General features: G+C 35.3%; 16 protein-coding genes. 13 read left to right on the top strand and 3 right to left on the bottom strand.

Translation table 11 applies throughout. The features are described from left to right. Positions 1–3 precede the first annotated feature (3 nt). The 3 genes from ctaF to AC3EMB_RS19270 all read left to right on the top strand — a co-directional run bounded on the left by ctaF (position 4) and on the right by AC3EMB_RS19270 (position 2,555). A complete protein-coding gene (gene ctaF / locus AC3EMB_RS19280; RefSeq protein ID WP_000985703.1) occupies positions 4–336 on the top strand; it encodes a cytochrome c oxidase subunit IVB in 333 nt (110 codons plus the stop codon). 80 nt (positions 337–416) lie between these two features. Beyond that, complete coding sequence (gene ctaG, locus AC3EMB_RS19275; RefSeq protein ID WP_016080459.1) at positions 417–1,322, top strand: cytochrome c oxidase assembly factor CtaG; 906 nt, start codon at positions 417–419, stop codon at positions 1,320–1,322. 234 nt (positions 1,323–1,556) lie between these two features. Next, entirely contained in the window at positions 1,557–2,555 is a 999-nt protein-coding gene (locus AC3EMB_RS19270; protein ID WP_065229293.1) for a formamidase, read from the top strand. Between the two features lie 46 nt (positions 2,556–2,601). On the opposite strand, the gene AC3EMB_RS19265 is transcribed toward AC3EMB_RS19270, so the two are convergent. Continuing rightward, positions 2,602–2,967, bottom strand: a complete 366-nt coding sequence (locus tag AC3EMB_RS19265) for a YugN family protein (protein WP_001160948.1) — start codon at positions 2,965–2,967, stop codon at positions 2,602–2,604. A 204-nt stretch (positions 2,968–3,171) separates the two neighbouring features. Here AC3EMB_RS19265 and AC3EMB_RS19260 point away from each other — a divergent pair, with 204 nt between their 5' ends. The 6 genes from AC3EMB_RS19260 (at position 3,172) to AC3EMB_RS19235 (ending at position 6,697) form a co-directional block, all read left to right on the top strand. Then, the gene (locus tag AC3EMB_RS19260) at positions 3,172–4,206 is read left to right on the top strand and encodes a CAP domain-containing protein (protein ID WP_000735387.1); all 1,035 of its coding nucleotides are present in this window, start codon (positions 3,172–3,174) and stop codon (positions 4,204–4,206) included. A gap of 186 nt (positions 4,207–4,392) precedes the next feature. Then, on the top strand, positions 4,393–4,830 hold the full coding sequence (locus AC3EMB_RS19255; RefSeq protein WP_488517229.1) for a YlbD family protein: 438 nt from the start codon (positions 4,393–4,395) through the stop codon (positions 4,828–4,830). Between the two features lie 12 nt (positions 4,831–4,842). After that, positions 4,843–5,088, top strand: a complete 246-nt coding sequence (locus AC3EMB_RS19250) for a YlbE-like family protein (RefSeq protein WP_001200990.1) — start codon at positions 4,843–4,845, stop codon at positions 5,086–5,088. 76 nt (positions 5,089–5,164) lie between these two features. Continuing rightward, on the top strand, positions 5,165–5,737 hold the full coding sequence (locus AC3EMB_RS19245; protein ID WP_053563739.1) for a histidine phosphatase family protein: 573 nt from the start codon (positions 5,165–5,167) through the stop codon (positions 5,735–5,737). A gap of 114 nt (positions 5,738–5,851) precedes the next feature. Continuing rightward, a complete protein-coding gene (locus AC3EMB_RS19240) occupies positions 5,852–6,304 on the top strand; it encodes a YlbF/YmcA family competence regulator (protein WP_000634366.1) in 453 nt (150 codons plus the stop codon). A 126-nt stretch (positions 6,305–6,430) separates the two neighbouring features. Then, positions 6,431–6,697 carry a YlbG family protein gene (locus tag AC3EMB_RS19235; protein WP_002082261.1) on the top strand — a complete coding sequence of 89 codons (267 nt, stop codon included), beginning with the start codon at positions 6,431–6,433 and terminating at the stop codon, positions 6,695–6,697. Positions 6,698–6,751: 54 nt separating this feature from the next. Here AC3EMB_RS19235 and AC3EMB_RS19230 read toward each other — a convergent pair whose 3' ends face one another. Next, positions 6,752–7,141, bottom strand: coding sequence for a DUF7147 family protein (locus AC3EMB_RS19230; RefSeq protein WP_000616017.1), 390 nt, complete (start codon positions 7,139–7,141; stop codon positions 6,752–6,754). Between the two features lie 498 nt (positions 7,142–7,639). Between AC3EMB_RS19230 and rsmD the strand changes: the two genes are divergently transcribed. Both rsmD and coaD read left to right on the top strand, forming a co-directional pair. After that, positions 7,640–8,206: a 16S rRNA (guanine(966)-N(2))-methyltransferase RsmD gene (gene rsmD / locus AC3EMB_RS19225; protein ID WP_001266976.1), complete on the top strand. Its 567-nt coding sequence runs from the start codon at positions 7,640–7,642 to the stop codon at positions 8,204–8,206. Further along, complete coding sequence (coaD, locus tag AC3EMB_RS19220; protein WP_000200601.1) at positions 8,203–8,694, top strand: pantetheine-phosphate adenylyltransferase; 492 nt, start codon at positions 8,203–8,205, stop codon at positions 8,692–8,694. The genes rsmD and coaD overlap by 4 nt, the downstream gene beginning before the upstream one ends. Here coaD and ylbJ read toward each other — a convergent pair. Next, positions 8,686–9,915 (bottom strand): sporulation integral membrane protein YlbJ, encoded by a 1,230-nt coding sequence (gene ylbJ, locus AC3EMB_RS19215; RefSeq protein WP_000273089.1) that lies wholly within the window; start codon positions 9,913–9,915, stop codon positions 8,686–8,688. The genes coaD and ylbJ overlap by 9 nt on opposite strands. A 113-nt stretch (positions 9,916–10,028) precedes the next feature. On the opposite strand from ylbJ, the gene AC3EMB_RS19210 reads away from it, so the two are divergent. Both AC3EMB_RS19210 and AC3EMB_RS19205 read left to right on the top strand, forming a co-directional pair. Beyond that, positions 10,029–10,820 carry a patatin-like phospholipase family protein gene (locus tag AC3EMB_RS19210; RefSeq protein WP_000662590.1) on the top strand — a complete coding sequence of 264 codons (792 nt, stop codon included), beginning with the start codon at positions 10,029–10,031 and terminating at the stop codon, positions 10,818–10,820. After that, positions 10,813–11,850: a SepM family pheromone-processing serine protease gene (locus AC3EMB_RS19205; RefSeq protein ID WP_053563741.1), complete on the top strand. Its 1,038-nt coding sequence runs from the start codon at positions 10,813–10,815 to the stop codon at positions 11,848–11,850. Before AC3EMB_RS19210 ends, AC3EMB_RS19205 begins: the two co-directional genes overlap by 8 nt. Positions 11,851–11,860 lie beyond the last annotated feature (10 nt).

Genomic DNA, 11,860 nt, shown 5'->3' with positions numbered 1-11,860 from the left:
ACAATGGCGATAAAGCAAACAAATAATCCTAAAGTTGATCTTGTTTATCGGAAGAGAAAAAGTGCGGAGGAAATGAAGCATCAAGTTATTACGTTTGCATTAATGATTTTTTTAACATTAGTTGCATTTGTAGCAGTGGCGTATCCAAAAACTTTTAGTCCGACTTTCTCTGTGCCATTTATTTTACTATTAGCAGTGGTACAAGTAATTTTTCAATTGTATTATTTTATGCATATGAGCCATAAAGGACATGAAGCAGCAAGTTTCTTTCTTTACTCTGGCCTGCTAATAGGGTTAATTACAATTTTAGCTTTTATGACAATTGTGTGGATTTGAAAAGTGAAAAATAAGGGAGCTTGTGTTGTCACAGCTCCCTCTTCATATTATGGAATAACCTTAAGAAGGTAGGTGTGACAATGAGTAACTTATGGATATTTGGTTTTCAGGCTTTATGGAGTCCAATTTTTTTATTATTTATGCTTTCGATTCTTATTGGGTACTTCTTAATTATTGGGCCTTATAGAATGAGATTTGAAAATGCGACGAAGGTAAGTAAGAAGCAAATTATTTATTTTACGACTGGTATTGTTCTTTTGTATTTTGTAAAGGGAGGGCCTATTGATTTAATTGGCCATATTATATTTAGTGCTCATATGTTTGAAATGGCAGTCATGTATATTGCAGTTCCACCGTTACTGTTGCTTGGTATACCAATTTGGTTATATCGTTACATTACTTCTTTTAAGTTCGTTCAAATTATATTAAAGGTATTTGCTAAACCACTTATTGCATTGTTTGTATTTAACGGCCTGTTTTCTTTTTATCATTTACCAGTTGTTTTTGATACGGTAAAACAAAGTCAAATTGCTCATCCTATTTGTCTCACTATATTGTTTTTTACAGCAATCATGATGTGGTGGCCGATGCTAAATCCGTTACCAGAATATCAAACGTTAAGTGATATAAAGAAACTTGGTTACATGTTTGCTAACGGTATATTATTAACGCCAGCTTGTGCGTTAATAATTTTTGCGACAGCCCCGTTATTTGCAACGTATACGGATCCGGCTGCTTGGATGAAAGCGATGGAACTATGTGTACCAGCGGGCACTTTATCAGATTTAAATATAACGGGACCGGAATTTTTGCACTGGATGCCAGTAGTACAAGACCAGCAAACTGGTGGTATCATAATGAAAATTGTCCAGGAAATAGTGTACGGTACAATTATAGGCTATGTATTCTTTAGATGGGCACGTAGAGAACGTGAAAAGGATAAGGAGCAGTTACAGCAATTGCCGCCGTATTTACAAACTAAGTAAAAAAAGTGTATGGGATTCCATACGCTTTTTCTTTTTTAGTTTTAGCTTTTTATAAAAGATTGAATTTTCTAATTATTTATGTTAAGTTAGTGTAGGCGTGTACTAAAAGTGGATATAAAATTTACTACTAGCTTTCATACGCAATAATTCCATATGTAGTGCAAGTTTTTTAGAGAGTTACAAATATATATTGTTATCTTTAATAAATACGAACTATTTTAAGGGGGAATTTAAATGGGTAGTAGTGGAAGTATGGTAAAGCCGATTAGTGGTTTTTTGACAGCGCTAATTCAATATCCAGTACCAGTAGTAGAGTCGCGTGCAGACATTGATAAACAAATTCAACAAATCATAAAAACAATTCATTCGACCAAATCAGGTTACCCTGGATTAGAATTGATAGTATTTCCTGAATATAGTACACAAGGGCTCAATACAAAAAAATGGACTACAGAAGAATTTTTATGTACAGTGCCTGGGCCAGAAACAGACTTATTTGCTGAGGCATGTAAGGAATCTGAAGTATATGGTGTTTTTTCAATAATGGAAAAAAACCCTGATGGTGGAGAGCCATATAATACAGCAGTTATTATTGATCCACAAGGTGAAATGATTTTGAAGTATCGTAAGCTAAATCCTTGGGTGCCAGTCGAGCCTTGGAAAGCTGGAGATTTAGGCTTACCTGTTTGTGATGGACCTGGAGGAAGTAAATTAGCTGTTTGTATTTGTCATGATGGCATGTTCCCTGAAGTAGCTCGTGAAGCGGCCTATAAAGGTGCAAATGTCTTGATTCGTATTTCTGGGTATAGCACACAAGTTAGTGAACAATGGATGCTAACCAATCGTTCAAATGCATGGCAGAATTTAATGTATACATTGTCGGTAAACTTAGCGGGTTATGATGGTGTATTTTATTACTTTGGTGAAGGACAAGTATGTAATTTTGATGGGACTACTTTAGTACAGGGGCATCGAAATCCTTGGGAGATTGTTACTGCTGAAGTATATCCAGAACTAGCAGATCAGGCTAGATTAGGATGGGGATTAGAAAATAATATATATAATCTAGGTTCAAGAGGATATGTAGCAACTCCTGGTGGGGTGAAAGAAAACCCATATACGTTTGTAAAAGATTTAGCTGAAGGTAAATATAAGGTTCCTTGGGAAGATGAGATTAAAGTAAAAGATGGATCTATTTATGGATATCCAGTAAAAAAAACGATACATTCTTAGGGAAGGGAAATAAAACAAGCGCATCATATTGATGCGCTTGTTTTTGTTAATCAATAATTTGAAGTTCTTTTAACTCTTTTTCGACATTTTGTAGGAGTTGTTCACTTTTTTGAAGTACATTCGTTGGGAAAGTCTCATCATCGCCATATTCAACGCCGTGAGGATAATAATGTTTTCCTAATAAGGGAGGGAGTAGTTTTACTTCAGCGTGTCTACTGCCGATGTCACCTTCAACAGCAACTCCTTGCACTCGCAAATAATAAACATCCTTTAATATTTCAAATTTATAATCGTATGTAACCCGTTCATAATCCCACTGTCCAGCAAGTACGAAGTGGTTGTTTTCCATGATTTCAGTTAAAAGAGTTAATTCAACGACGGCTCCATTAAATTTCGTATTTGTAAATTGCATATAATACCTCCTTTTTTAATGTTACACCATTATTTTTATAATAGTATGAATAATAAGAAAGTGCAATTCATATTGAGAGAAAAGGGATAATCCAGACTTTTTTCAAAAAAATATGATATAGTGAAAAGAGTACGGTACACACAAAAAGAAAGAAAAGGATTTGTGTATATCTCAATTTTATGTTTTGTTCAGGAGGTATATCGTTTGAAGAAATTATTGCGTATCGTAATGATTACAATTTTAATTTTAGCTGTTGATTTATACGGGAAATTACTCGTTTCACAATATATATTAACCCCATCTCAATCAAAGCAAGAAAATAAAATTGTGAAAAAGAAAAAGCAAATTAAGGAAGACTCCTCAGACACTGTTTTAAATATGATTGGTGAAGACTCTGAAAATTTATTAGCGAAGTGGGGAGAACCCTCTCGAATAGAGCCATCTGCATACGGATATGAATGGTGGGTATACAATCAGGATTTAACTCAGTATGTTCAATTCGGAGTTTCTGAACGTAAAGTTATAACGGCGTACGCTGCTGGTGAACAAGTTAAGGTTCCACCTTATTATATAAATGAAAAATATGAAGAAGTATATAAAAAAAGTCCGCTTTCGCATGAAATTTCATTAAAAAGAGGGAAAAATAGTTATCAATTTGAACTATCTGATACCGAAGTCATGGAACAACCGTTAATACCTGTAGAAGATGGATGGGCGCAATTGTATTTTGATCAATTTACACATGAGCTTGTGGGTGTTCGTTATATGGATGATGAAACTTTATTACGCCAAAGACCATATCAGCTCGTTTATTCAGGTGAATTAATAGCAGAACAACCATTGACTCCAGAAAAGATAAAACAAGTAGAAAATGGGAATATGCAACAAATTTTTGATTTAACAAATATCATTCGAAGTCGTCATAAATTACCATTATTAACATGGGATCAGGAAACGGCAGATGTTGCTGTTGGTCACAGTAAAGATATGAAAGACAATAATTATTTTTCTCATGACTCACCTACATTAGGTACGCTAGGAGATCGTTTGCAGCGCGGGAAAGTAGGATTTCAACTTGCTGGTGAGAACATAGCGGCGCAACATAGTGATGGAATTGCGGCAGTGCAAGGTTGGTTAAATAGTGAGGGGCATAGAAAGAATTTATTAAATGAACAATTTACAGGATTAGGTGTTGGTGTATACGATAAATTTTATACACAAAACTTTATTCGAAAATAAAGCGAAACTGTAAGCGGTGGGGTGTTACATCACCTAATTAGTTACTTCGTATTCACTGAATTGTAGGTGGGAATCTGACCGTATGCAAATAGCAGAAAAAAAGGTGCATGAATCGTCTAAAAATAGGCGAACCATGCGCCTTTTTTTTCTTACTATATAGTAGATATACATGGAGAGGTGAGGATTATGCCAACAACAAAAGGGCCGTTACATCCATCGGTTCAACAGTTTAAAGAATTTGTAAACCATCACCCTAAAATGGTTCATGAGGTTAGAAGTGGTCACAAAACTTGGCAACAATTTTATGAAGAATGGTACTTACTTGGTGAAGAAGATCCAATATGGGCAACTTATAGACCGGATGGAGCGCCTGCGTTTTCTTCGGTAAAAGAAAATAAAAAAGAAAAAGATAATCGAACTGAAGAGGAAAAAACTGCTGATGTGATGGGGCAAATGTTTTCTTTTTTTAAAAAGTTGGACGTGGAACAAATGCAGAACCATTTAGCTAATGTGACGAGTGCTATTGGGAGCGTGCAACAAGTTATTCAGCAATTTCAAGGTAACCGTACGCAGCAAGAACAAAGTACTTCAGAAAATAACCCGTTTTTCTTTCAAAAGGATTAGGGGGGAAAGATGATGAGAGCAGAAATTATGGAGTTTATAAAGGCTGATGAGGATTTATCTCGCTATATTAGAGAGCAACCGTACTGGTATAGAAAATTAACACGAAATCCTGAAGAAAAAGAGGCTTTTGAGTTAGCGGCGATGCAACATTTCAAAAAAACAATACCAGATAAAGTGGAAAAATTTCAAAATCAATTGGCTGTTGCTTCGATCATGATTGATATGTTTCAGTATATGAAGCAACAAAATGCAACCTAATTGCAAGTGAAAAATATGTCCGTCATGCAGAACTTTTGTTACAATAGAGATTGATTATTTAAAAAGGAGTTGCAGCATGACGGAAATTTGTTTAGTACGACATGGACAAACTGATTGGAATTTTCAAGAAATTATTCAGGGGCGAGAAGATATTCCGCTTAATGAAGTTGGTAAGAAGCAAGCGAGTCAAAGTGCAGCTGCTTTACAAGAAGAAACGTGGGATATCATTATAAGTAGCCCGTTAATTAGAGCGCAAGAAACGGCTAATGAAATCGCAAAGGCGGCTGGATTACAATCGATTTTATTAGATGATCGATTTGTTGAACGGAATTTTGGAGAAGCTTCAGGGAAGCCAGTTGCGACTGTTAGAGAGTTGATTGCTGAGGGTAAAGTAGAAGGTATGGAGCAAGATGAAGAGATTGTAGCTCGTTGCTTTGCTGCTTTAGAAGATGTTGCAACAACTCATTTTGGCAAACGTATTATTATTGTTGCTCACTCACACGCGATAAAAGCAATTTTACATGCCATTGAACCAGATGAAATTACATTTAAGACACCATTAAAAAATGCGTGTATTAGTTATGTGAAACAAAATAGTGGGAAATGGGATGTTCTTAAATATAATATAGCGGAACATATTACTGTATAAGTGTGTACGGATATAGTGTGAAAATAGTTTCATTATATCTTTCTTTTGAGTAAGTCACTTCAATTAGTAGTTCTAATCTAAATGTGGTATGATGGATACTCGGAGGTGTCTCTCATGATTGTAGCGACGCTAGAAAGCGTATTAATATTAGATAAGGCAGAGCAGCTTGCAAAAGCGATTATCTGTTCAGATATAGCAGAAGATTATCGTAAGTATTATAGAGAATTACATGAAGATATGGAACTTCAGACGTTAATTCAGCAATTTACAGCGATGAAAGAACGGTATGAGGAAGTACAGCGTTTTGGAAAATACCATCCTGACTACACTACCGTATCGATGAAAATGAGAGAATTAAAGCGTTCTGTGGACTTACATGATAAGGTTGCAGCTTTTAAAAGAGCAGAAACTGCTTTGCAGAAGTTATTAGATGAAGTTAGTGTAGCGATCGGTTCGGAAGTGTCTTCTTCCATTAAAGTGCCAACAGGGAATCCATTCTTTGATGCTGGTGGCTGTGGTGGAGGTTGTGGTACTGGCGGAGGTTGTGGTTGTAAAAAAACGGGGTGATGTACCCCGTTTTTTAGAAGTTGGAAGGAAACGTATACAGAGTTTGTCCTGTAATGTTATAAATTTCTGATTGGTTTTCATAGAATATAAAATATATGTTTTTAAAAGGAGAAGATGGAGAAGATTATGTTCGGGCAACGACAAAGTATGATTGTTTATTTACATTCATTGAAACATGCCAAGATTTTAAGGAAATATGGTAACATACATTACATATCAAAACGATTAAAATATGCTGTAGTATATTGTGACATGGAACAAATTGAGCATATGATGCATAAATTGAACAAACTTCCTTTTGTGAAAAAGATAGAACAGTCGTATCGCCCGTATTTAAAAACGGAATTTGAAAATTCCCGTCCTGATCGAGCAAAAGAATACGATTATAGCTAATAGAAAAAATCCCCTGCTAAATTTAGCGGGGGATTTTTTAATTGAAATAAAGTGTTATTTCATCGGAGGAATGAAATTGTTCATTCGTAAAATACCAATTAAATGATTAAAAAATAGTTCTTTTTCTGGGAAAGTTGTAGATGGCTTTACAGTAAAAGTAGCCACTTTTTTTCCGAGTTGCTCTGCCGTTTCTTCAAATAAAATGACACGTTTACTTTTTTTATTTTCAAATACAGGAATGCCTTCACGACATATGTATAATGGTTGGAAATCACCAGTAGTAGTTGGTTTTAATATTACAACAAGCGAACACACTTTTTTATCGTTTTTTATCGTTTCAAATTGTAACATATGTGCTATACGTTCTTGATTTGTTTTGGCAATTTCAAGTAATTCATATAAATCAGAGTAGCCTTCTCCGAGTTCTATAAAGCGTTGAATCATATTTTTTCCTCCTCTTTCTTTTACTGTAACATTTCACTTTTTAAATGAAAAGCACACAAAGAAAAAAAACCCTGCATAGCAGGGCCCTTCTTATACTAGCATGTACTAGTAAGAAGGCAAAGGGAGAGGAGAAACCGGAGGAAGAACTTATGGGGAAACGTAAGTCTTCTCCGCGGTTGGCAACAACATCGAAGGTGATGTTGTTATAATTATTTATGTCCAATCTAAATGAAGATATACATAATGAAATTAAATTTTATGTCAGGCTTTTTATTTTTCTTTTTTTTATTTTGTGATAGGATAAAAAAGATAAAGTGGAACTAATATACATATTGGATTCATATTAGTGAATGATGAGATGAATACATAAAAATAATGAGTGGTTATTTGATGCTGAGTTTTCTAATATTTTGGTGAATGTAATTTGTTAACGGTTACCGAAGTGGGAATGGCTTTCTATAATCGCTCGATAGATTGAAATAAAGGTAGTGACAACAGATGAGAGTAGTTTCAGGAAAATGTAAAGGACACCCACTTAAAGCGGTTCCTGGTAATACAACACGTCCAACGACAGATAAAGTAAAAGAATCTATTTTTAATATGATAGGTCCTTATTTTGATGGTGGTATCGCCCTTGATTTATTTGGTGGTAGTGGTGGCCTTGGAATTGAGGCTTTGAGCAGAGGGATCGATAAAGCGATTTTTGTTGATAGGGATAGTAAAGCGATAAAAGTAATTCATCAAAATTTAGAAAGTTGTAGAATACAGGAACAAGCTGAAGTATATCGAAATGATGCGGAACGTGCAGTAAAGGCGCTTATAAAACGTGAAATGTCATTCGATCTTATATTAATAGACCCACCATATAAAGAGCAAAAAATTGTATCTTTAATTAGTGTAATGGATCAACATGGATTGCTACATAGTGATGGATTAATTATGGCAGAGCATGGTAATGATGTGGTTTTACCTGATTCAATAGGAAAGCTTGTAAAAGTACGAGCTGAGAATTATGGGATTACTGCAATATCGATTTATAAGTATGAAGGTGAGGGGACAGAATGACAAGTATAGCTATTTCTTCAGGAAGTTTTGATCCAATTACCCTTGGGCATCTGGATATTATTAAAAGGGGAGCAAAAGTATTTGATGAGGTGTACGTAGTCGTTTTAAACAATTCATCTAAAAAACCATTCTTTTCAGTTGAAGAGCGATTAGAACTAATTCGAGAAGCGACAAAGGATATCCCGAATGTAAAAGTAGATTCGCATAGTGGGCTGTTAGTAGAGTATGCAAAAATGCGTAATGCAAATGCAATATTACGTGGTTTACGAGCAGTTTCTGATTTTGAATATGAGATGCAAATTACTTCTATGAATCGAAAATTAGATGAAAATATTGAAACATTTTTTATTATGACAAACAACCAATATTCATTTTTAAGCTCGAGTATTGTGAAAGAAGTTGCGAGGTATGGAGGAAGTGTAGTGGATCTTGTGCCTCCTATTGTAGAGCGTGCTTTAAAAGAAAAGTTTCAAACCCCGTTAAAGTGAACGGGGTTTTTCTTTATACGTGCGAAAAAATAATAAAATAACATATAAATATAGACAAAATAATGTAAAAATTGGTCCGTAATGTATAAAAGATGTCCAAATTTCATGTAGTATAGAAGGATGCTTGGATAAAAATACAGGAATATCTTTTTGCATAGGTGAGAAAGAACTTACTTTCTCATAAAATGGTGTCCAAAATATAAATGTAAAAATAGGGGCAAGAATACTTTGAATAATTCGTGCGAAAAAATAGGGTTTAAATCGGATGTCTGTTTCAGCTAATATGCTAGCAACTTGTGCCTGAATAGAAAGACCGCTAAATGCTAAAATGAAGCTTGTTACCATAGCTTGTTGTAAGAGGGGTGTTTCATTTATTTGACTAATCATTTGGCTTCCGAGTGTCATTTCGAAAACACCTGATAATATAGGTATACTAAAATCTGTACTTAGTTGGAAGAATGATAAAATATGTTGCATAATAAAAGAAAGAGCTGCTGTAATGTGGAATACAGTAATCATTTTATTTAACACAGAGAATAAAATAATAAATCCGCCAATCATAAGTAATGTTTGAATAGAAGAAACGATAGCGTCCCCAAGTAATTTACCGATTGGTCTTTTTTCTTGTAAGCGTGTCTCGTGAAGAATTAAAAAAGGGTTTTGAAAGCGGCGTTTTTTTGTAGTGTGTGTATTATTTTTGTAAGCGGTATTATGGCCGTAAAAACGCATAATTAATCCGACAGCAAAGTTACTTAAATAATGGGCAGCCGCTAATATAATCCCTAATTTTGGATTATTAAAAAAACCGATAGACACAGCACCGAAAATAAAAAGTGGATTAGAAGAATTTGTGAAAGAAACGAGGCGCTCCGCTTCAATCTGAGTTAAAAGGTTGCTTTTTCGTAGTCTAGCGCTTAGTTTGGCGCCTGCAGGGAAACCTGAAGCCATTCCCATTGCCCAAACGAATCCACCTATCCCTGGAACGCGAAAAAGTGGGCGCATGAGTGGTTCTAATATAACGCCAATAAATTTTACAACACCGATACTAATTAGAAGTTCCGCAATGATGAAAAACGGTAGTAGTGAAGGGAATACAACTTCCCACCATATATTTAACCCGCGAATAGAAGCTTGTAAAGCGGCTTGGGGGTGGAGTACAAGAGAAAAGGTTAAAAAAAGCGTTGATATGGTAAGGAAAGCGGTTTTCCATTTTTCATACATGTAAGTAAATCCCCCTTTGTCCCAAAAAACGTTCATTTCAGTATACGTGGATACGTAGTGAATTTAGACCATAAGTATGAAAAAGGAATGAAAAAAATTAAAGGGTGAGAAAAATGAAAGAACCAAAGATTGGTTTAGCACTTGGGTCTGGAGGAGCGAAAGGGTTTGCTCATATTGGTGTAATAAAGGTTTTAAGGGAAGCTGGTATCCCTATTCATATGATTGCAGGAAGTAGTATGGGGGCGCTAATAGGTACGTTTTATGCGGCAAGTAGTAACGTTGAAAGATTGTATAAATTGGCATCTGTTTTCAAGCGGAAGTATTATTTAGATTTCACGGTACCGAAAATGGGATTTATTGCTGGAAAACGTGTCAAAGATATGATTAAAATGTTTACATATAATAAAAATTTAGAAGAGTTAGATATCCCGACGGCTGTTGTGGCTACTGACATATTGAAGGGGGAAAAAGTGGTTTTTACAAGTGGACCAGTTGCAGATGCGGTGAGGGCTAGCATATCTGTTCCTGGAGTGTTTGTACCAGAAAAAATAGATGGACGATTATTAGTGGATGGTGGGGTTATTGATCGTATCCCAGTATCGGTTGTGAAAGAATTAGGGGCCGATATTGTTATCGCTGTGGATGTGTCTCCAATTAAGGTGAATGGCGATGTTACGTCCATTTATGACGTAATCATGCAAAGTATAGAAATTATGCAGCATGAGCTTGTAATGAATCGGCAAATTGCATCGGATTTAATGATGCGACCAGCTGTAGAGCAATTTAGTTCACGTGCTTTTACAAACATTGAAGACATTATTCGAGTTGGAGAAGTAGAAGCGGAAAAACATGTTTCAAATATTTATTTATTAATTGAGCAGTGGAAGGAGAAACATAATGTTTAAGCGTTTTCGGTTTATATATGCAATCTTAATAGGGGTTATATTGGCGATGTTACTTGTTTACGTGCGTTTACCGTATTATGTAACAAAACCAGGAATGGCTGCCAAATTAGAGCCTTACGTTCAAGTTGAGGGTGGAACGAAAGAATCTGGTGATTTTATGCTTGTTACGGTTTCAATGGGACCAGCAAATGTGGTGAATTTAATAGCGGCACAGTTTAATAAATATACACATATTTCAAAAGCGGAAGAAATATTGCAAAAAGGTGAGAGTAATGAAGAATATCAATTTCGCCAAAATTATGCGATGAAAGATTCACAAAATGCAGCAATTTATAATGCATATAAACGTGCAAATCGCTCCGTTTCTTTTGAAAATAAAGGTGTATTAGTTGCTGGTGTGGCAAAAGGAATGCCGTCAGAAGGAAAGCTTAAGCTTGGTGATGTTATTATAGCTGTTGATGGAAAAACATTTGAAAAGACGGAGCAATTTATTGAATATATGACTGGGAAAAAAGAAAGCGATGCTGTAAGTATTGAGTACATGAGAAATGGAAAACAATTGAAAGAAAATTTAAATGTAAAGACGATTCCTAATGGGAATGGACGTGTCGGTATAGGTGTTTCTATCGTTACGGAAAGAGAATTAGTGGTCGATCCGAAAGTGAAAATTAATTCTCATGAAATTGGTGGACCATCCGCAGGTTTAATGTTCACATTAGAAATATATAATCAACTTGTGGAAGAAGACTTAACAAAAGGACATGAAATAGCTGGAACAGGTACAATTAATGAAAAAGGAGAAGTTGGCCCGATTGGTGGTATAAATCAAAAAGTGGTGGCTGCTAGCGATGCTGGGGCTGAGGTGTTCTTTGCGCCAAATGAAAAAGGAGCGGAGAAATCGAACTATAAAGATGCACTTGAGACTGCAAAGGACATTAAAACAAAAATGAAAATTGTACCAGTGGATACGCTGGATGATGCGTTAACATATTTAGAAAAGATGGATAAGGAAAAAACCTCTCTGAAATAGAGAGGTTTTT

It is taken from the genome of Bacillus sp. LQ16, assembly GCF_057784645.1.
The sequence above is the reverse complement of the archived record's forward strand: the minus strand, read 5'-3'. Positions and strand labels throughout refer to the sequence as shown.